Source organism: Parasediminibacterium sp. HNIBRBA5674, from assembly GCF_056745525.1.
The window spans coordinates 1-21177 of record NZ_JBQWIE010000042.1 but is presented as its reverse complement, the minus strand read 5'-3'; the positions used below and the strand labels follow the sequence as shown (position 1 = coordinate 21177).

15 protein-coding genes and 1 other RNA gene are annotated in these 21177 nt (G+C 36.5%); 6 read left to right on the top strand and 10 right to left on the bottom strand.

Features of this window, described 5'->3' with window-relative positions:
- The first annotated feature begins 79 nt into the window (after positions 1-79).
- The gene (locus ACT9TX_RS16250) at positions 80-1123 is read left to right on the top strand and encodes a Smr/MutS family protein (protein WP_481339857.1); all 1044 of its coding nucleotides are present in this window, start codon (positions 80-82) and stop codon (positions 1121-1123) included.
- On the opposite strand, the gene ACT9TX_RS16245 is transcribed toward ACT9TX_RS16250, so the two are convergent.
- A complete protein-coding gene (locus tag ACT9TX_RS16245; RefSeq protein ID WP_481339856.1) occupies positions 1117-4116 on the bottom strand; it encodes a sensor histidine kinase in 3000 nt (999 codons plus the stop codon). The genes ACT9TX_RS16250 and ACT9TX_RS16245 overlap by 7 nt on opposite strands.
- A gap of 224 nt (positions 4117-4340) precedes the next feature.
- On the opposite strand from ACT9TX_RS16245, the gene rnpB reads away from it, so the two are divergent.
- An RNA gene (gene rnpB / locus ACT9TX_RS16240) (RNase P RNA component class A) lies at positions 4341-4699 on the top strand.
- Positions 4700-4724: 25 nt separating this feature from the next.
- The gene (locus ACT9TX_RS16235) at positions 4725-7058 is read left to right on the top strand and encodes a TonB-dependent receptor (protein ID WP_481339854.1); all 2334 of its coding nucleotides are present in this window, start codon (positions 4725-4727) and stop codon (positions 7056-7058) included.
- Between the two features lie 197 nt (positions 7059-7255).
- Here ACT9TX_RS16235 and dnaG read toward each other — a convergent pair whose 3' ends face one another.
- The 4 genes from dnaG to ACT9TX_RS16215 all read right to left on the bottom strand — a co-directional run bounded on the left by dnaG (position 7256) and on the right by ACT9TX_RS16215 (position 11411).
- Complete coding sequence (dnaG, locus tag ACT9TX_RS16230) at positions 7256-9199, bottom strand: DNA primase (protein WP_481339853.1); 1944 nt, start codon at positions 9197-9199, stop codon at positions 7256-7258.
- Positions 9200-9284: 85 nt separating this feature from the next.
- The gene (locus ACT9TX_RS16225; RefSeq protein ID WP_481339852.1) at positions 9285-9920 is read right to left on the bottom strand and encodes a deoxynucleoside kinase; all 636 of its coding nucleotides are present in this window, start codon (positions 9918-9920) and stop codon (positions 9285-9287) included.
- A 130-nt stretch (positions 9921-10050) separates the two neighbouring features.
- Complete coding sequence (gene trpS, locus ACT9TX_RS16220) at positions 10051-11046, bottom strand: tryptophan--tRNA ligase (protein WP_481339850.1); 996 nt, start codon at positions 11044-11046, stop codon at positions 10051-10053.
- 131 nt (positions 11047-11177) lie between these two features.
- On the bottom strand, positions 11178-11411 hold the full coding sequence (locus tag ACT9TX_RS16215) for a hypothetical protein (RefSeq protein WP_481339849.1): 234 nt from the start codon (positions 11409-11411) through the stop codon (positions 11178-11180).
- A gap of 131 nt (positions 11412-11542) precedes the next feature.
- On the opposite strand from ACT9TX_RS16215, the gene namA reads away from it, so the two are divergent.
- A complete protein-coding gene (namA, locus tag ACT9TX_RS16210; RefSeq protein WP_481339847.1) occupies positions 11543-12604 on the top strand; it encodes an NADPH dehydrogenase NamA in 1062 nt (353 codons plus the stop codon).
- 86 nt (positions 12605-12690) lie between these two features.
- Here the strand turns inward: namA and ACT9TX_RS16205 are convergent, their stop codons facing one another.
- The 3 genes from ACT9TX_RS16205 to ACT9TX_RS16195 all read right to left on the bottom strand — a co-directional run bounded on the left by ACT9TX_RS16205 (position 12691) and on the right by ACT9TX_RS16195 (position 18435).
- The gene (locus ACT9TX_RS16205; RefSeq protein WP_481339846.1) at positions 12691-14208 is read right to left on the bottom strand and encodes a DUF4394 domain-containing protein; all 1518 of its coding nucleotides are present in this window, start codon (positions 14206-14208) and stop codon (positions 12691-12693) included.
- A 99-nt stretch (positions 14209-14307) separates the two neighbouring features.
- On the bottom strand, positions 14308-16917 hold the full coding sequence (locus ACT9TX_RS16200; RefSeq protein WP_481339845.1) for a ligase-associated DNA damage response DEXH box helicase: 2610 nt from the start codon (positions 16915-16917) through the stop codon (positions 14308-14310).
- A 126-nt stretch (positions 16918-17043) separates the two neighbouring features.
- Positions 17044-18435, bottom strand: a complete 1392-nt coding sequence (locus ACT9TX_RS16195) for a c-type cytochrome (protein WP_481339843.1) — start codon at positions 18433-18435, stop codon at positions 17044-17046.
- Between the two features lie 146 nt (positions 18436-18581).
- On the opposite strand from ACT9TX_RS16195, the gene ACT9TX_RS16190 reads away from it, so the two are divergent.
- Together ACT9TX_RS16190 and ACT9TX_RS16185 are read left to right on the top strand one after the other, a co-directional pair.
- Positions 18582-18815: a hypothetical protein gene (locus tag ACT9TX_RS16190; protein WP_481339842.1), complete on the top strand. Its 234-nt coding sequence runs from the start codon at positions 18582-18584 to the stop codon at positions 18813-18815.
- Positions 18805-19017 (top strand): hypothetical protein, encoded by a 213-nt coding sequence (locus tag ACT9TX_RS16185; protein ID WP_481339840.1) that lies wholly within the window; start codon positions 18805-18807, stop codon positions 19015-19017. Before ACT9TX_RS16190 ends, ACT9TX_RS16185 begins: the two co-directional genes overlap by 11 nt.
- Before the next feature lie 96 nt (positions 19018-19113).
- On the opposite strand, the gene ACT9TX_RS16180 is transcribed toward ACT9TX_RS16185, so the two are convergent.
- On the bottom strand, positions 19114-20826 hold the full coding sequence (locus ACT9TX_RS16180) for an ATP-dependent DNA ligase (RefSeq protein ID WP_481339839.1): 1713 nt from the start codon (positions 20824-20826) through the stop codon (positions 19114-19116).
- Between the two features lie 168 nt (positions 20827-20994).
- On the bottom strand, positions 20995-21177 hold a 183-nt coding region (locus ACT9TX_RS16175), incomplete at its 5' end, for a T9SS type A sorting domain-containing protein (protein WP_481339837.1).

Sequence of the window (21177 nt, the reverse complement as noted above, 5' to 3'; positions counted from 1 at the left end):
ATGAAATGTTTTATAAAGCAAAAACACATCAATCATCGTTTACCTTTACCGCTTAGTAAAGCAAAAAGTAGAAAAGATTATGAAGTATCAAGTAGGTGATGAGATTATAGTGTTACATAGCAACGAAGAGGGTAGAGTAGTAGAAATAATGAACGATAAAATGGTAATGATTGAGGTGCGTGGTGTGAAATTTCCTGCCTATATGGATCAAATTGATTTTCCATATTTCTACCGTTTTAGCAAAAAAAAGGTGGTAGAAGAACCTAAAAAAGCGAAAGTATTTGTAGATAATATACCTAAAGAAAAGCCACTGCCAAATGCCATTAAGGTATCAGAAGGTGTGTGGCTTGCGCTAATACCAAAGTTTTCGCTGGATGATTTTAATGATGAAGTAGTAGAATCGCTAAAAGTATATTTAGTAAATAAAACCGATAGAGGCTACAAGTTTACTTACGATCAACAGTTTTTGGGGCAGAGTAATTTTGCGTTGCAAAATGAAGTGATGGCCTTTCATGATTTTTACCTGCACGATATAAACTTTGAAGATGTAAACGATAGCCCAAGTTTTCATTTCGATTTTTCATTAGTTAATCCTGAGAAAAAGAAAGCCGAACATTTTGAAACATCGATTAAAATTAAGCCAAAACAATTGTTTCAGCGCATAGAACAAATGAAGGATAATAACGAGCCAACAGTATCCTACAAACTGTTTGACGATTATCCAGAAAGGGCATTTGAAGAAGATAATCCGATAACTATCGGATTTGAAATGAGCAGCCTTGTAGCTAAAGGTTACAAAGTGTACCAAGCAAGCCAAATACGCCAAAACCTTGAGCCTGAAAGAAGTGTGATAGACTTACACATAGAAAAGCTGAGCAACAATTGGGAAAGACTTAGCAACTTTGAAATTTTATCTATTCAGCTAAAAGAATTTGAAAAATGGTATGACCTAGCTGTGGCTCATAGACAAGCAAGCTTAATAGTTATTCATGGTGTGGGCAAGGGCAAATTGAAAGATGAGATTCACGATATTTTAAAAACAAAACGTGACGTAAAAAGCTTTGTAAACCAATACGATGGACGCTTTGGTTACGGTGCTACAGAGATATTTTTCAATTATTGAATAATTTCCTTTATTGGTACTTCTACTGTAAGAGTACAGCCACTACCAATGGTAGATTGAATGTTGAATTTACCCGAAAATAATTCTGTTCTGCGTTTCATATTGGCTATGCCAATACCACTTTTTACATTGTTAATATCAAAGCCAATACCATTATCTATCACTTCTATTTTTAGAGTTTCATTTTGCACTTTTCCTGTTACGTTAATGATAGTTGCTTGTGCGTGTTTTAAAATGTTTTTAAGTTGTTCTTGCAATATTCTATACATATTTAACTGAAATTCGCGCTTTGCAGGTTGCTGTTTAAAAGCATCATCAAAGTGAATGGTCACGTGAAAGTCGTTTTCAATGTTAAATGTGCGGACCAAGTTGGTAAATGCTTCTTCAATAGTAGTATCTGCAAAAAATGACGGTGCTAGGCGGTGCGATAGATTTCTAATTTCATGTGTGGCAAGCGCAATGTATTCTAGACCTTCGTTTAAGCGATGTTGATCATTTTCGGGTAAATATTTTTTCAGCATTTTTAAACTTATTTGGCTACTAGTAAGTATTTGGCAAACATTGTCATGCAGTTCACCACCTACTTCATAGCGCTCATCTTCTTGTGTTTTAATGATGGCTTTCATCATGTTTATTTCCTGCTGTTTTTTATCTGTTACATCACGCTGAAGCGACACCCAGTGCGTCACTTTACCAGTTTCGTCTGCTACAGGATTTACACTAAGATTCACCCAATATTCTTCGCCTGTTTTTTTGTAGTTGATTAATGTTACTTCACATGCTTCAAAGTTATTCATGTGATATTTTAGCCTCTCTAGCTCTTTTGCATCGGTTTTAGGGCCTTGTACTATACGAGGTGTTTTGCCAATTACTTCGCTAGGTAAATAACCTGTAAGTGTTGTAAATGCTTCATTTACATAAATAATTCTAGGGCCAGATGCGTCGTAAGATTCTGCCTCACTAATTACTACAACATCATTTGTATTTGTTATTGCAGATTCAAGCAATTTTAAGCGCAGCAATTCTTTGTTACGTTCTGTGACATCTCTTTTAGAACCAACTATTCGTATTGCTTTGCCGCTTGAATTTCTAATGATATAAGCTCTGTCTATAACATAGGCATAATCACCATTAGCTTTTAAAAAGCGATACTCAGAACGCCAGTTTATTACATCGCTATATAAGGCATCGTACAGACTTTTTACAACACTTTCTCTGTCTTCAGGATGTACGAGATTGAAAAATATTGTTGATGATTTACCGCTGTATTCTATAGGATTATAGCCGAAAAGTGTACTTACCCCTTCACCCCAGTTAATGATGTCTTTTGTAATATCGCAATCCCATACTGCATCAGATGTGGCTTTTAGTACATACTCATAACGTTCGTTAGTCTGTTTTATCTCGTTTTCAATAGATAATTTTTCTGTAATGTCGTTTACTAATACAAGCGATGAACGAGCACCTTGATAATTTAGAATATGTGCGTGAATGTTTACGTACATAATATCGCCATTTTTCTTTTTGTGTCGCCACGCTTGTTTGTGTATTTGGCCATAAACGTCCTCGTTTTGCGTGACTGCCTTTATAAGCAAAATATCTTCTTCTGGTCTTATGTCTAATATTGTTAGGTTTAAAAATTCTTCTCTTGAATAACCATATAATTCTAATGCTTCGTAGTTGCAGTTCAATATTTTTTTAGTGTCAAATTCCCATATAAACATTGGTAATGGGCTATCTTCAAATAGAGTTTTATACTGTTTTTCCGATTCAATTAATGCTATTTCATTTTTCTTTTTCTCAGTGATATCTCTAGCTACACCATAACGTATTTGCTCTTTAGCATCCCAACTGGCATTCCATTCAATGATTGCAATTGAACCATCTTTTTTAATGTATTTATTCTCAAAGTTGGTAGTACTACTGCTTTGTTTTACTTTTTCAACAGCTTGTTTTGTAACTTCAGCATAATTTGGATGGATAAATTCAAATATTGAGTGCCCAATCATTTCCTCTGGTTCGTAGCCCCACACATATTTAGATGCAGCACTAACCTTAATAAAATTATTATTTTTATCAACTGCACAAATTACATCGAGGCTTGCACTAAAAATTTTATCAAGTTCTATTTTCGATTTTTCTAACTCTAAGTAACTTACAGTCGAAGCTGTAATGTCTTTTGCAAAACAAGCTACAGAATCAATGTCGCCATTCGCATTAAATACAGGGTTGAAGTTAATAAGTCCATATTGCTTGTAGCCCTTAAAAGGATTGTACATGGCTTCTTGAATACTAAATTTTTCGCCCTTAAATGCTCTTTCAAAATAGCCTTTCCATTTTTCAGTTAATTCTTTACCAAGCCTGCCGGTAAGTACTTGGTCGCCTTCTTTTTCTAAGCGTCCTGTAACGGCAAATAATAGTTGCTGATAGGAAGCATTGATGGTTACAAGTCTAAAGTTTTTATCTATCGAAAAAATGATATCATCTGTACTATTAATAATCGCTGCTTGGTTATTTTTTATGCGGTCAATTGCAGTATTTTCTAGTAAAATCGATTCTTCATTTACTGGTGCTTCAACTTTGTTTTTTGCAATAGTTGTAGCTGTGGTATTTGTAAATGATTGTAAAATAAATTCAACATTACCACTGTCATCGAGTATTGGTGAATGTGTGATAGACCAATATTCTAGTTGTTGATTTTTCTTATTGATGTTTAATTGTACATCGTTAATTGCGTCAGCCTGCTTTGTGGTAAAAACTGTAGTTGCAGAACTTATGATTAGATTCAACGTTGCTATTTGTTCCTCGTTTTCGTCTGCCAAAATTGATGACAAATTATTTCCTATTAATTGTGTTTTGCAAGTATTAAATGCTTTTTGAAAGGCATTGTTTGCATCTTTAATAGTGTAGTTTAAGCCGTCCTGCTGAATGATAATACATGGCAATGGTATGGCATCAAATATTGGAATCAAATGGTTAGATGCATTATGCATTGATAGGATGTGGGTTTATATCAGATTAATTAGTTAATAATTACCTGATTGGTCTTTAGGCAAAATAAATTTATAGAAATAATCTAGATAATAACTATTTTTTCTTCAAACTGTATTTTTTTGTTGTGAAAGTGAGCTTTGCGTTGCTTTTTTGGTGCTATCGTTTAATGTATTTGTCTGATAGAGTTAAATTATGTACAGCTTTACTAGCTAACTTCGCCACGCTACAAACCCGAACTATCGTTTCAAACTTGTTTTGAAAAGGAAAGTCTGGACAGTATAGGGCAACCTACCGGTGAATAGCCGGCTTTTGCGCAAGCAAAAAGAGAAAGTGCCACAGAAAATAACTGTCCCGAAACACTAGTGTTTTGGGATGAGGGTGAAAATGTAGGGTAAGAGCCTACAACACTTAGTAGTGATACTAGGTGTGGGTAAACCTTGGGTACTGTAATGCCACGTATAGATGCGTTTGAGAGCGGCTCGTTCGATGTATCAGGGTAGGCAGCAACAGGTAAGCAGTAATGTTTATCGTAGATAAATGATAGTGTAAAAACAGAATCCGGCTTATGAGGTTTGTAGCTTTTTTTAAAATAACCACCTACTACAATATGCGTCTGTATTTTTTAATCCTTTTACTAGCTAATGGTTTTACTGTATTTGCGCAGCAAAAAATAAAAGGTGTGGTGCGTGATAATGAAACTAATCAGCCAATACCTGCTGCTATTGTTATTTATAATAATCAAAAAATTATTAGTAATAAGTATGGTGTGTTTGAGTTGGTACTAGTGACTGGTAACAATAAAATTGATGTTACTAGTAATGGCTATTTAGCCAAAGAAGTATTTCTAGGGGATAAAAATAATGTGCTACTTGTGTTTCTAGAACCATCTAATATTTTGATGAATGAAATACAAGTGATTGGTTTATCTACACAGCGTAAAACCCTTAACTCACCTGGTTCTATTGGTACTATTACACCCAGAGATTTTGATAGACACAATGGTGTGCTGCTTCACAATACACTTAATTTATTGCCAGGTGTACGCATGGAATTACGTACAGTAGCCGGCGGCAGCCGAATTGTAATGCGTGGCTACGGCAACCAAACTAATACTAACAATGGTATTGGCTACAAAGCTTACTTAAACGAAATTCCTTTAACAGATGCTGATGGCTCTACAACACTTGATGACATTGATTTTGATAACCTTGGTAGGGTAGAGGTTTTTAAAGGCCCATCATCTAGTATTTATGGTACAGGCATTGCAGGTGTTATTACTATGTTCAATCAAAAAGCACCGCAAGGCACATCGGTATTACAATCTTACCTAACTGGTTCAGATGGTTTAAAGCGCTCTAACACCACTTTTGGTGTTGGTACCGATAAAACGAATATGCTTATTAATTATGGTCATCAAGAGCTTGATGGTTTTAGAATGCACCATCGTTCTGTAAAAGATTTTTTAAGCATTAATGCCGATATCTTTAATGACGAACGACGTAGTTTCTTTGTGTATGGTAACTATTCAAAAACAAGAGATTTATTAGCTGGTCAGCTTGATAGTCTCAATTTTTTAAACAATCCTGATAGTGCAGATGCTGATTACATTAAAAACAATGCTTTGGTAGATATTGAAAGTGCAAGAATAAGCTTAGCTCAAGAATATAAATTTTCTGATAACTTCAATAATAGAACAAGTGTATTTGCTACTACACAAACCATCAATAATCCATTGGGTACCTCGCTTACTAAAACCAATAAAAATAAATTTGGTGCACGTACAGCATTTACATTAAGCACACATTTTGGTGCTAAACCTGCACGTTTAAGTTTTGGTGGCGAAGTGTTTAAAAATGTCAACTATCAAAAAACGTATAACCAAACAGCAGGTGTGCTTGGTTCACTCACCAGCGATTACGAGTTAAAACCTTTAATGTGGAGTGCTTTTACACAACTTGAACTACAAATAGATGACAAAACCACCGTTACAGGTGGCATAAGTAGCAATTACATTGAGTACGATATTACCGACATGCGTGCCGGAACTAACAATTACAAAAATAACACAGGCAAAAAAGCTTTCCAGCCCTTAATAACACCAAGAGTTGTATTAGCACATAAATTTGGTGAAAACAGTTTAACCTACATTAGCTATGGTGATGGTTATTCACCACCTAATTTTAGCCAAGTTTTAATCTCACAGTTAGGCAAAATAAATGAGGATGTACAACCTGAAAGGGGTGGCAATTTTGAAATTGGTACAAAGGGTAATGCGTTAAAAAAATCGCTTACTTACGAGTTATCTTTTTTTACTGTAGAAATTGCCGATAAGCTTGTAGGGCAAAGCTTTTCATCAGCTAATGGTTTGCCATTTTACACCATCACTACCAATGCAGGCACGGTGCGCAACAATGGCTTTGAATTAGCTGTTAACTATGCATTAATACCTAAAAAAGGCATCATTAGTTTGTTTCGTCCCTTCTTAACCTACTCTTACTACGATTGTAAAAATGGTGATTATAAAAGCGATAACAATAATAATAATAATACAAAAGATTATTCTGGTTTAAAGGTTACAGGTATAGCGCCCAACTTACTTAATATTGGTTTTGATATAGAAACAGAGTATGGTGTTTACTTTAATGCTACCAATATGTTTACTGACAGAATGCCCATAACACTTGATAATACAAGTTATTCACCAGCGTACGACTTATTAAATGCCAAGCTAGGCTGGCGCAATATGGCCGTAGGTATAAAACCTAAAAAATGGGGCTTCGATGTGTATGCAGGGCTTGATAACATTTTGGGTCAGCGTTACTCACAGTTTACCTTCTTAAACGTAACAGCGCCTACTGGTCAGCTACCCAAAGTGTACAATCCTGGCTCGCCTTATACCACTTACTACATGGGTGTAAGTTTACGCTATTTGTTTAAGTAGTTTTTCTTTTTTGTAACCAACGGTAGTACTACTATGTAGCTGCTGTTGCGTCGCACACTGCATCTTTTTGATACTTTATAGGGCTTTTATCGTAGCGTATTTATTTTCTTGAGCAATCAAAAAAATACAAAATAAAGTTATCATTATAAGATGCAAAAAAGTGGTGTATGCGTCTTTGACCTATATTCTTAAAAAAGCTATCTTAAAATTACTGTACCTAACTGCTTGGTTATTTGCTGTTCTAAGTCTTTTAAGTGCTTGTGAATTTTTATGAGTTGCATTTGCCCATCTATATCTGCTCGTTCCATATCGTATTGATTTTGGTCAAACATTTTCTTAATCTTACGCAACTTGTAATAATTCAGGCTCATAATTACATCTTGGTGACTATTATCTTGCCCAGTAATCTTTTTACCATCTATCAAATTATCCCAACCAGCATTTAATTCGTAGGGAAAAATAGTTATTGCGATGGTTAAATTACGTATCGTTTCATCTTCGCTGTACAAGAAGGTTTTGGTACTTGGTTCTAGGCCGTCTCTATACTGCAACCGGTACATTTCTAGCATCAACTCAAGCTGTGGGTTATCAAAATGAAAGCCTTCCATCTCTTTAAACACATAATCTGCAACACGTTGGTTTTCATCAAATGGATTTAACCCAAAGTCAAGCAGAATGCGCAACACATTACGTTCGTGCTTTTCATCTACATTTAGTAAGTACGAATTGTCGTTTAAAACGTCCTCAGGTTGCTCTACAAATTCTGCATTGATGTCATCAAATGAAGGCTGCTGCTTTGGAAATTGCTTTTTTTCGTCTTTGGTTACTTTGTCACGCTTGTATTTGTTTACTAGCGTGGTTAAGCCACCTTCATCAATTTTTAAAATGGCAGAACATTGCTTAATATATTCTTGCTGTTTGGTAAAATCTTCGGCTCGGTTTATTTTACTAATGGTATCAGCAATTTGATTTACCAAATCGCTTTTCTTGTTTACATCATTGCCAGCATCTTTCAGCATCACTTCTAGCTGAAAGAGAATAAAGTCTTTCTTATTAGCCGCAATAAAATCTTTAAAGCCCGTAGCGCCTACTTTATTTACATAACTGTCAGGGTCTTCATTATCAGGAATCAATACCAGCTTTACGTTTAAGCCTTCTTCGAGTGCCATGTCTAAGCCACGCAAAGCCGCTTTTACACCTGCACTATCACCATCGTAAATAATGGTGAGGTTATTGGTATATTTTTTTACCAAACGCAATTGGTCAATGGTAAGCGATGTGCCACCGCTAGCCACCACGTTTTCAATACCTGCTTGGTGCAAGCTTACCACATCAGTATAACCTTCCACCAACAAACATTCGTCAGCTTTATCTATGGCAACCCTTGCAAAATAAGAACCATAGAGAATTTTACTTTTTACATAAATATCATTCTCAGGTGTGTTAATGTATTTGGGGGCTTTGTCTGCTTTTCCAATAACCCTTGCACCAAAGCCTATTATTTTACCTGTATTGCCATGAATTGGGAAAATTATTCTGCCTCGGTAATTATCTACCAATTCGGTTTCGTTACGAACTGTAACGAGGCCTGTTTTTGGTAAAAGTTCTTTGTTAAATTGATTGGCAATTAAAGCTTTAACCAGCGTATCTCTACTTTGAGGGTTGTAACCAACTTGAAATTTCTTAAGAATTTCTTCTCTAAAACCACGCTCTTTTAAGTAGCTCATAGCTATCGCTTGGCCATCTTGCGTGTCAAATAATTGTATATCAAAAAACTTGGTTGCAAAACTGTTAATTACGTATAAACTATCAGCTACTGCAAACTGTAGCTTTTGCGCTTCACTTACCTGTGTTTCTTCAATTTCAATATTGTAACGGCCTGCCAGCCAGCGTAAAGCATCTACATAAGTCAACTTTTCGTGTTCCATTACAAACGTAATGGTATTGCCACTTTTGCCGCAGCCAAAACATTTGTACAGTTCTTTAGCTGGCGAAACAGTGAAAGAAGGACTTTTCTCATTGTGAAAAGGGCAGTTGCCTATATAATTAGTACCTCGCTTTTTTAGCTTCACAAACTCACCCACCACATCAATAATATCGAGGCGGTTTTTAATCTGTTCTATGGTTTGTGGAGTAATCATATTTGGAGGTGCAAAGTAATAAATCTGGGTTGTATAGACTAAAAAGCCCCACTTTTAGTAGGGCTTTTAAAACAGTTATTTTGTATTAAAACAAACCAAATAATTGGCTATCTATTTTGGTAATTATTTCACCGTAATGTTCCTCGTTTTCTGCAAATTTATTTTTATCGCAGTCAATAATTAACACAGGCCCTTCATGATAATCAGCAATAAATTTATTGTAGTATTCATTTAGTTTTTTCAAATAATCTAAGCGAATATTTTCTTCATATTCTCTACCACGTTTTTGTATTTGAGATACTAAAGTTGGTACAGAAGCTTTTAAATAAATTAATAAATCTGGCGGTTCTACCATCGATTTTAAGGTTTGAAAAAACTGGTAGTAGTTCTCAAAATCACGTTTACTCATTAAGCCCATATCGTGTAGGTTAGGGGCAAAAATGTTGGCGTCTTCATAAATAGTTCTATCCTGAATTACCGTTTCTGTACCACGTTGTATTTCTAACAATTGGTTTAACCGGCTATTTAAAAAATATATCTGTAAGTTAAAACTCCAACGCGGCATATCCTCGTAAAAGTCCATCAGGTAAGGATTGTGGTCTACATCTTCAAACTGAGGTATCCATCTATAATGCTTACTTAGCATTTCAGTTAAAGTAGTTTTGCCCGCACCTATGTTACCGGCTATTGCTACATGTTTTGGTTTTTTTGACTTTGCCATGCCCCTTCGTCCCCTAAAGGGGAAATTATTTTAAGGTTATAAAATGAGTTAAAAGAAAATGAAAGTATCAAATAACAATGATATTTTCCAAATAAAAACGGTTATGAGAAAATTCCCTTTAGGGCTAGGGTTAATAATTCATCCCTATCGCTTGTCTTACTTCTTTTAAAGTGGCTGATGCACTTTCTCTTGCCTTTTCAGCACCTTGTTTAATTATTTTGCCCAATAGTTCTTTATTGTTTTGAATATCCGCAGCTTTTTCTCTAATTGGGGCTATAAATCCAATCATATCTTCGGCTAATTGCTTCTTCATATCACCATAGCGAATCACACAATTATTAAAATCAGCATTAAATTTTTCTAAAGTATCGGGTGTACTTACTTGGCTCATTAACGTAAACAAATTCTCAATAAAATCAGGCTTTACACTATTTGGTTCAGCAGGTGCTTCAGCCGTTTTTGCCTTCATTATTTTCTTACGCAATTGGTTATCAGTATCGGCTAAATACAAAGTGTTCATTTGGTTCTCGCTCTTGCTCATTTTACCATTACCATCAAGACTTAAAATCTTAATTAATTCGCCACCATAATTAAACGCTTGTGGCTCTGGCAATACATTACCATAACGGTGATTAAACCGTTGCGCAAAGTTTCTAGCCATTTCCAAGTGCTGTTCTTGGTCTTTACCTACAGGCACTTTTACCGCTCTATGAATTAAAATATCAGCCGCTTGTAACACAGGATAGGTGAGCAATCCAGCATTTACATTTTCTGGATTTAAGCGTACTTTTTCTTTAAAAGTGACTGTTTTTTCTAGCTCACCTTTGTAAGCAAGCATATTTAAATACAGATATAATTCAGCAATTTCTGGCACATCGCTTTGTACATATAAAGCCACTTTATCAGGGTCTAAACCACAAGCCACATTTTCTGCAATTACACGATGAACGGCAGATTGTAATTCTTTAGTATCAGGATGTGTGGTTAGGCTATGCCAGTTGGCCACGAAAAAATAACAGTTATACTCATCTTGCATACGCACATAGTTGCGCATAGCACCAAAGTAATTGCCCAAGTGTAAGAAACCTGTAGGGCGAATACCGCTTAAAACAACCTCTTTATTCATAAGGTGGCGAAGATAGGGAAGGAGTGAAGAATAGTGAAAAGTGATGGACGTGAATAGTGAAAAGTGAAAAAGGAAACGTGAATTGTGGAAACTCTTACAACTGTAAGGCACGAAGCATTTTGCATCGTGGTTTAGGATACATCATTAGTATATTTAGACGTCCATTTTTTAGCATATTTTAAAAGGGTTATGATCATGTAAAAATAGATTGTCCAAGCAATACAATGTCCTAAAGCATATCCAAATTTGTAACCATCAAACTCATAGGTAAATAGCGACAATACTTGTGTAACTGTACTAATAAGCGTACTTAATTGACCAATAATACCGATTATTAAAAACGCTGCCAAAACGGGAGTATCCAATTAAGTGTGTAAGTCTTAAACTTGCACAATCAAATAAAAAAAGAACAAAACGATTTATTGAAAGGTTTACCAGTATCTAGCAACCTGTAACCGCAATTAATACCTTTGTAACAAACCAAATATTCCTTGATATGTCTTTATTATTCTCGCCTTTAACTATAAAAAGTGTTACACTTAAAAATAGGTTGGTTATTTCGCCCATGTGTCAGTATTCGGCGGTAGATGGCTTTGCAAATGATTGGCATTTGGTGCATTTGGGTAGCCGTGCAGTGGGTGGTGCAGGTTTAATTATACAAGAAGCAACGGCGGTTTCGCCAGAAGGGCGCATAAGCGCTGGCGACTTGGGCTTATGGCAAGATGCGCAGATAGAAAAGCTACAAACTATTACCAGTTTTATAAAAACACAAGGCGCTGTTGCAGGTATTCAGCTAGCACATGCAGGTAGAAAAGCAAGTTGTGCTGCACCTTGGCTTGGTGGTAAACAAATTGCGCAAGCCGATGGTGGCTGGCAAACCATTTCTGCATCTGCTTTGCCATTTTACCCAACAGATGAAGCACCTACGGCTGTAACACTTGATGAGATTGCAAGCGTTATTAGCGATTTTAAAGCTGCCGCAGCAAGGGCATTACAAGCAGGCTATGAGGTAGTTGAAATTCATGCTGCGCATGGTTATTTAATTCATCAGTTTTTATCACCTTATAGCAATCATCGAACAGATGCATATGGTGGTAGTTTTGAGAATAGAGTTCGTTTATTATTAGAAATAGTAGATGCAGTAAACACGGTATGGCCTGCTAACTTACCATTATTTGTTCGACTTTCTGCAACAGATTGGGTTGAAGGTGCTTGGGATGAACAACAAAGTGTGCAATTAGCTGCCATATTAAAAACCAAAGGGGTTGATGTGATTGATTGCTCTACAGGTGGTAATATACTAGGCGTTAAAATTCCATTAGTGCCAGGCTATCAAGTGCCATTTGCAGAAACAATAAAGAAAGAAGCAAACATACTTACGGGTGCTGTAGGTCTAATTACAACAGCTACACAAGCAGAAGCCATTTTACAAAATCAAGAAGCTGATTTGATATTTATAGCAAGGGCATCACTGCGTAACGTTTATTTTGCTTTAGATGCGGCAAAAGAATTAGGTGATGATATTACATGGCCACAACAATATAGAAGGGCTAAGTAGTGAAAGGTGAGACGTAATAGTAAAAGCGTCAATTTCTTGTAAAGAAATTGACGCTTTTAGTTGTATAATTATCTTATTTACTTTTTTTAGAAACCTAAGCCAATAGAAAATGCACGTACTTTATTAGGATAATCACCTATTGCAGTGGCGGTGCCAGTAGTTAGATTAATAGTGTATAATTTGGTAGTTGCACCAGAAGTAATAATTGCGTAAGCAATTGTAGATTTACTACCAATATCAAAACCATTAGCTGCATCTATCGTAATGCCTAAAGCACCTACTTCTACTAACGTGCCATTATTTGGTGGGTCTTGTTTAAAAAGTTTATTGGTAGCACCATCTAATACATATAAAATGGTAGATGTAGCGCCAGCAAAATTATTAGTATAAGCTGCACCAGAAATCATTGGTGTACCAGGGTTAATATTGCCATCTGTTGCGGCAAGTGTACCATCGTTAGGGTTTAATCTTAAGTTTTGACCAAGATTACTTACCACTCTAATTCTATCTACAGTTGGATTAAAATCAAAACCAAAAGCAGTTCCTGTAAGTGTGAATGCACCTGCAGTACCAATCATACTAGCTGCACCAGAAGAAGCATTAATAGTGTACAATCTACTTGCACTACCAAGGGCAAATAACTGACCAGTAGCTGGTCTAAAATCAATACCTACTATGTTTTCGGCAGCCTGCAACCCAGTAATAGCTTTACTTACAATGGTTTGTGGTTTTGTAGGGTCAAATATTTGTAAGTTGTTACTTTCATCTACTGCATACGCTACAGGATTAGTAGGTATAGCAATATCAATCACATTTGCTGCTAGGTCAGCTAAGAAAGTTGCTTTTGCAGTTGTAAGGTCAACTTGGTATAACTTATTAATGCTGTTTACAGTAAATGTTGCCAATGCAATACTGTTATCTGCATTAATATCAAACCCACCTTTGCCAGTAAAATTTACATTTAAGTTACCTACTTCTACTAGTGTGCCATTGTTTGGTGGATCTTGTTTGTATAATTTTTTAGTGGTAAAGTCAATATCATACAAAATAGTAGTTGCTGTGCCAGCTTTGTTATCGGTATAAGCAATGGAAGTAATGGCTGGTGAAGCACCACCATTAATGCTACCGTCTGTTGCAGCAACAGCACCTGTTTCAGGATGTAAACGTAGGTTCTGCCCACTATTGGTAACCATTCTAATTCTATCAACAGTAGGGTTAAAATCTATATTGGCTACTTGAGAAGCTAGTGCAGGTGTGAAAGCCGCTGTACCTACTACTAAGGCTGCACCAGTTTCTGTATTTACGGTGTACAATCTGCTATTGCTACTTAGAGCATATAGCTGACCAGTAGCTGGTCTAAAGTCAATACTTAACAAGGTTTCACCAGCTTGTAAGCCAGTAATACTTGTAGAAGCTGTCGGCATTTCTGCCGTTGTTGCATTGTACTTATTTAACTTACTATCGCTGGTTAAAGCGTAAAATAATAAGTCTGGGCGAGTTGCAGGTGTAGGTGTTTCATCTTTTTTACAAGACGTAGCAAATATGCTTACTGCAAACGAGAGGGCAATACACGATACCGTGTTTTTGAATGTTGATTGTTTCATGACGCATTTTTAGAACTTAAATACGTAAAGCCGCATCATGTTGGTTTTATAAAAGAAGGAAAATAAAGAAAATAAAACTAGCAACAAGTAATCAATTAGCTACTTGTTCAACTGTTCTTGCATTCTTCTTACTCTGTCTTCTAGTTTTTCTGAAGATAAATTGTTGCGGTTAAGCCCATCCACCACAATAGGGAAACTTAGCGGGGTTAAACGTTCAGGAAAGGTAATAACGATGCGGCTTTGCTGAATACGTTGTAAAGCAGTGCGTAAGCGTGTTTCTTCCATTTGTTGTGTAAATACTTCGTTGTAGGCTTGACGTAATAGTAGGTTAGTAGGGTCGTACTCGTTAAATACTCTAAACAATAAAGATGCAGATGATTGTAAATGCCTTGCTTTTTTTTGCTCACCGGGCATACCTTGAAAGATGAGCCCACCAATAACAGCAATATCTCTAAACTTACGAGAAGCCATTTCTACACTGTTTACACTTTTTTGAATATCTGCCACCAAATTATCGCTGGTAAACAATTCATAAATATTACTATCATCAACAGGTATCGGCTGATCGCTTAATAATTCAAACCCATAATCGTTCATGGAAATAGAAAAGGTGATGGGTGTAATTTGCCCAATACGATGCGCTAATAAAGCACTCATGGCTTCGTGCACTTGTCTACCTTCAAATGGATATACGAGTAAATGAAAGCCATCTTTTGCTTCTATTTGTTCTATCAACACTTCATTAGCCGCAGGTATATGCGATAACTGTGCTTGTAAGGCAAATAAAGGTTGTAGAGCGGAAAGTTCGGGGGAAAACTGTCGATGGTCGACAGTCAACAGTCCACTGTCTTCAACTATGGTCTGTGGTCTATCGTCTATCGACACAGAGCTAAACGTTTCTCTCAACACATGACCTAAATTGGCTGTTAAACTCATTCTGCCACCCATCCAACTTGGAACAATAGATTTTTTTGAAGTTGATTTTTTTACAAAAGCCGTCATCTCTTTAATGCTTACCAATTCTACATTTCTACCTGCTAGTGTAAATACATCACCCGGCTCAAGTCTGCTAATAAACCACTCTTCAATCACACCAATATAGCCACCACTTGTAAACTTTACTTTCATCATGGCATCGCTTACAATAGTACCTATGTGCATGCGATGACGCATTGCTGTTCTACGGTTATTTATCTTGTAAATGCCATCAATAATCTCTACTTTCTTATACTCATCGTATTGCTGTAAAGCTTTGCCACCAATGGTTATGTGCAATAGCACTTCGTTAAATTCATCTTCTGTAATATCGCTAAAGCAGTAGGTGCTTTTTACTTCTTGGTAAATGCGCTGCGCACTAAAACCTTCACCCACAGCCAATGTACATAGGTATTGTGTTAATACATCAAAGCACAATAGCATCGGTTCTTTGCCTTCAATCAAGTTTTGTTCTATGGCAGATTTTAAAGCTGCTGCTTCTAATAATTCTAATGAATGGGTGGGCAAAAAATAAATCTTGCTTACATCACCAGGTTTATGGCCGCTTCTACCTGCACGTTGTAAAAAGCGACTTACCCCTTTTGGTGAACCAACCTGAATAACCGTATCAACAGGACGAAAATCTACACCCAAGTCAAGACTAGCTGTGCATACAACTGCTTTTAACGTATGTGTATGCAAAGCTTCCTCAACCCATAAGCGTAATTCTTGTTCAATACTACCGTGATGTAAGGCAATCGCACCTGCTAATTGTGGTGCTACATCTAAGAGCGTTTGATACCAACGTTCAGCCATGCCACGTGTGTTAATAAAAATGAGCGTTGTAGTACTTGCTTCAATAATTGGTACAATTTGCTCGGCTAGTTTAATGCCTAAATGGCCAGCCCAAGGGTATTTTTCTATTTCATCTGGTATAATAGAGTAGATGCTGATTTGCTTATCTAGATTGGCTTTTACAATAACGCCAGCTTGCTGTAAAGGACTAAGCAATACATCTTTTGCTTCTTCTAAATTACCGATTGTTGCTGAGATGCCCCAGAGAGAAATCTGACGATAGTCGATAGTCGATAGTCGATGGTGATTATGATTTGTTGCATCTATGGTCTGTGGTCTATGGTCTATTGACTGTTGACTATTGACTATTCTCGATATCGCCAATTCAACTTGCACACCTCGTTTACTGCCAATGAGTTCATGCCATTCATCCACTGCAATTACTTTAAGGCTTTGAAGGCTTTCTGTATATGATTTTTGGGCTAAGAAAAGGTGTAAACTTTCTGGCGTAATGATTAATACTTCAGGTATATGACGCTTTTGTTTTTGCCTTTCAGAAGTAGTGGTATCGCCATTACGAATACCCACTTGCCATTGCATACCAAGTTCTGCGATTACTTCTTCCATAGCTCGGCCAATGTCTTTTGCCAAAGCTCTTAAAGGGGTAATCCAAAGTAGTTGTAAGCCATTGTTCTTAAGCGATTGATAATCGTTTGGATGTTGATTGATAAACTGAATAATAGCACCTAAATACACCGAAAAAGTTTTACCACAACCAGTAGGTGCATTAACCAAACCGCTATTACCATCAATAATATGTTGCCATGTTTCTGTTTGAAACTGAAATGGCTGGAAGCCTTTGTTGGCAAGCCATTGCGAAACGATTTGATAGCCTTTGGTGGTTTGTAATATATGTGTTGGCTGATTGATAGACTGCAATTGACAATAGATGAAATGAAGCTAAAGATAACTGATTGTAATGTTGCTGAACAAAGAGAAAAGCGTACAAGTGTGCGACGCAACGATGTTAAATAGTAGTACCAAAGTTGGTGACATAAATACCTACTACAATGTCTTTAAATACTCAATCACAGCTTTGCGTTCTGCATCTGAAAGCTTGTCGCCAAATGTATGACCAACATTGCGATAGCCCGGTAAATCGGTATTGTAAGTGGTACGTTTTTCTGGCTTGGTTACGGTTTCGTATTGCCAGCCAATATTATCGTAATCATAAGTTGGATTTTTGAAATTTCGCTTCCAATATTGCGGTCGCTCTTTGCTGTTCAACAAGGCTTGTAATGTAGGTACAGAGCCATTGTGCAAGTAAGGGGCAGTAATCCAAATACCATCTAATGGCGGTGCGATGTAACCTTTATAAGGCTCTAGTCTTGCAGGGTTTTCGCCTTGTGCAAACCAACTTTTATTGAACCAATCGATAAACTGTGGATTTTGTTGATTGCCTAGATACAACATAGAATCTGTGCGAATAATAGACGCAGGAATCAACAGGTTAGGGTATTTGCCATCATCACCATAAGTGCCATGACATTTGCTGCAAGTATTGGTAAAAATAGTTTTGCCTTTGGTTGCCAAATCATTATCAATTGCTTTGGGATATTTAGGCGGATTGATGGATTTGATATAAGCCAAAACATCACCAAAATGGCTGTTTACTTCTCTTGCTTCGCTAGTATCTTTTACCGTTAAAATATTACTGAGCATTAAAAACTTACCAAAATCACCACGGCCGAAACCGTTGTAAAACATGGCGTTTTTCTTTTTTAACAGCCACCAAGCAGGTACATCTGTTGGTACAACCTCATTAGGTATATCTAAAATTGGTTTCGGTAGCCATTCTAGTGTTTGTGGGTCACGATGTGCCACTAATAAAGCGGCTAATCTATCCGCAGCATTTACACCTTGTACTTCTGTTTGCATATAAGGTGCAATGGCAGAGAACGATGTGATAATGGCTTTGGTAGAAGGATATTGATTAGGGGCAAAGGTTTGCATAACCTTAATAGCAGCGCTGTTTAAATAGCTGGATGACCTGCCAAAATTGGTGAAATCTTGAAAGGTGTTACCTAAGCCAACATACAATTTGCCTTCAAATTCTTGTGCATGACACTGCAAGCAAGTAGGTACCACCACATCTATATCATTCTCGCCTTTAACCACATTAAAGCCATAGGCAACAGTGGCATTTTTCCCAGTACGGTTGAGAAAATTGTTCTTGTCTTTGCCTAAAAAAAGTGTGTAAAAATTATATGGTAAGCCACTTTTAAGATAGTCGCCTGTGGTTAAATAGTTGTAGCCAATAGCGCTGTTGCCAATGCGTTGCACACTTGGTGGTATAAAGATTGGTTTTTCGCCTTCATCTGTTTTATTGATAAAAGCTATACTGATTGTGACAGTTATTGCTATGATAATGATGGTGAGATATTGCTTGCGAACCATAATGCTACTTGCTAAAGATGTAAGATAGATAACAGATAATAAAGGTAAAAGTTACATCATTAATCAAATTGGTGTAAAAATCGTTTTCCAAAGTAAGATTTAGCATAAAATTTATAAATTGCAGTTACTTACTTAAATACATTATCATGAATTCAAGTGTAACTAGAGCTCAAATACATCAACTAATTGATATTGCAAATGACAGCCAACTTGATGCTGTACTTAGTATACTAAAACCTGTAAATGAAAGGTATACACAAGCAGAGTTAGACAGCTTTTATGAGCGTGTTAAATTGCTTGAAAATAATAGCGATATGGGACTTTCTGTGGAAGCATCTCATATGCTCATACGTGAAAAATTTGGCAGGAATGGTTTATAATCTTGTTATTTCTTCATTTGCTCAGCAAGATGTTTACGATGCTTACGAATGGTATGAGTTACAACGTAGTGGCTTGGGCGAAGAATTACTAAAAGAACTTGAATTTGCTTATAGAAAAATAGCGGACAGTCCAGAATATTATGGTTTTATTGATGGTAGAAAAGATTTGCGTGATTATCTGTTACGACGTTTTCCTTTTTAGTTGTGTATCGTATAAACGGAAATTTGATTGATGTTATTGCTGTTCATCATGCTAAAAAGAATCCGTTAAAAAAATATGGGTCTAACATTTAAAGCTTTAGTTGCCATCTTTTTTATTGCCGTAAATACGCAACATATTTTTTAAATCTTCTAAAGTGTTTATCTCATCTGCTTTTTTATCTTTTCGCCAGCGGTTCATACGAGGGAAACGCAATGCTACACCACTTTTATGTCTTGCGCTTGCAGCAATACCTTCAAAGGCAATTTCAAACACGAGCTCTGGTTTTACGGTGCGTACGGGACCAAATTTTTCAAGTGAATTAGCTTTTACAAAAGCATCAACCTCGTTAAACTCTTTATCTGTAAGGCCGCTATAAGCTTTGGTAAATGTGACCAATCTATCGCCATCTTTTACTGCAAAAGTATAATCAGTGTACAAATTACTTCTTCTACCATGACCTTTTTGTGCGTAAATAAGCACTGCATCAATTACCATCGGTTCAATTTTCCATTTCCACCAATCACCCACTTTACGGCCTACTTGGTAAGGCGATGATTTTCTTTTCAGCATCAAACCTTCGCTACCCATATCTCTAGAACCTTGCCTAAGTGTTATCAATTCATCCCAAGAAGCAGCTTGTATGGTTGGTGATAATTGAATGGTATTGGCTAAAAGTTGATTACCAGCTAACGTGCTGTTGATTATGTTTTCAAGCAGTAATCGTCTTTCTTGTAAAGGTTTTGTGCGAATGTCAGTTGTATTGTATTCTAATAAATCGTAGGCAAAAAAGCTTATTGGGGCTGCTTGTAATTGTTTTTTAGTGATTGTTTTTCTGCCAATTCTTGTTTGTAGTAAGCTAAAAGGCAAGGGTTGTAAATCTTGTGTTGGTAATATTTCGCCATCTATCACAATACCATCTGGTAATATATTTTTTAGTATTTGATACTCAGGAAATTTGTCAGTCATTAATTCTTCGCCGCGGCTCCAAACGTACAATTCACCATTACGCTTAATGATTTGCCCACGAATACCATCCCATTTCCATTCAGCTTGCCATTCTTTAATGTCGCCCAAACTTTGAGGTTCATCTTCTAAAGCATAAGCCAAATAAAAAGGGTAGGGCTTGCTATCATCTTGGCTAGCCATGTTGGGGTTTAATAAATCAACAAAGCCAATGCTTGCTGGTTGCCAATTACCACTGATTAAATGCGCAATAGTAGAGGCTTCTATTTTAGTTGTTTTTGCCAATGCAAACACCATCATTTTTTGTGACACACCAATGCGAAAACCGCCTGTAATCAGTTTGTTAAATACAAAACGCTCTTCCTGATTGAGTTGCATCCAAGTAGAAATAATGAAGTCCTTTTTTTCTTCTTCACCAGCTTTTTCTAACCTCATAAATGCTTCTAAGTAATCTGATAAAGAGCACTCGTTTTGTATCTCCACTTCAGGAGTTGCCGGCTTTGGAGGCAATAGTAGGGCAATGGTTTCTGCTAAATCACCAACCGTGTGATACGATTCTTCAAATAGCCATAGTGGTAAGTGAATCAATTCTACGCACCATTGCTGCAATATTGTAGAATTAATGATGCGTTTTGGTCTACGACCACTGAAAATAGCAATTACCCAAACCTTGTCTTTATCGCTTGCTGTAGAAAAATAATGTTGTAATGCGTTTAGCTTTTCTGTGTTTTTGGTAGATGTGCCAAGAATATTGACGAGTGAAGCAAAAAGAGAAAAGCCGCCCCCAGCCCTTGAAAGGGAGTTTTGAAGTTGACTGTTATCGGAAATATCTTTTATCATGTTCATTATTGGTTTTTAAAAACATTGCAGCAAAGAAACTAGCATTATTTCTACAACTGATAGTAACCACCAATAAAGCTGAAAGTTTGCAAGTATGGGCAGTTTATTAGGCAAAACGGTCCGAAGTTTTTTAAACATCGGGGCTTTATTAGAATAGGAAATTAATAATGCTTTTTAATCTATAATAAATTGCTTTTGCTGAATAGCTTTCCCTTTTATTATTAGTATATAATTACCCTTAGCTAAATTGCTGGCGTTTACGCTACTATTATTATTGCCTAAAACCAATAGCTGCACTTGCGGTAGTAGCACTTTACCCTGCATATTTGCAATGTGTAAAGTAGCTGCCCCCCCCCC

Coding starts and splice junctions, on each gene's coding strand:
- namA (WP_481339847.1), top strand. CDS start 11,543: ATGTCTTTATTATTCTCGCCTTTAACTATAAAAAGTGTTACACTTAAA.
- ACT9TX_RS16195 (WP_481339843.1), bottom strand. CDS start 18,435: ATGGTTCGCAAGCAATATCTCACCATCATTATCATAGCAATAACTGTC.
- ACT9TX_RS16180 (WP_481339839.1), bottom strand. CDS start 20,826: ATGAACATGATAAAAGATATTTCCGATAACAGTCAACTTCAAAACTCC.
- ACT9TX_RS16225 (WP_481339852.1), bottom strand. CDS start 9,920: ATGGCAAAGTCAAAAAAACCAAAACATGTAGCAATAGCCGGTAACATA.
- ACT9TX_RS16190 (WP_481339842.1), top strand. CDS start 18,582: ATGAATTCAAGTGTAACTAGAGCTCAAATACATCAACTAATTGATATT.
- trpS (WP_481339850.1), bottom strand. CDS start 11,046: ATGAATAAAGAGGTTGTTTTAAGCGGTATTCGCCCTACAGGTTTCTTA.
- ACT9TX_RS16205 (WP_481339846.1), bottom strand. CDS start 14,208: ATGAAACAATCAACATTCAAAAACACGGTATCGTGTATTGCCCTCTCG.
- ACT9TX_RS16245 (WP_481339856.1), bottom strand. CDS start 4,116: ATGCATAATGCATCTAACCATTTGATTCCAATATTTGATGCCATACCA.
- ACT9TX_RS16250 (WP_481339857.1), top strand. CDS start 80: ATGAAGTATCAAGTAGGTGATGAGATTATAGTGTTACATAGCAACGAA.
- ACT9TX_RS16185 (WP_481339840.1), top strand. CDS start 18,805: ATGGTTTATAATCTTGTTATTTCTTCATTTGCTCAGCAAGATGTTTAC.
- ACT9TX_RS16235 (WP_481339854.1), top strand. CDS start 4,725: ATGCGTCTGTATTTTTTAATCCTTTTACTAGCTAATGGTTTTACTGTA.
- dnaG (WP_481339853.1), bottom strand. CDS start 9,199: ATGATTACTCCACAAACCATAGAACAGATTAAAAACCGCCTCGATATT.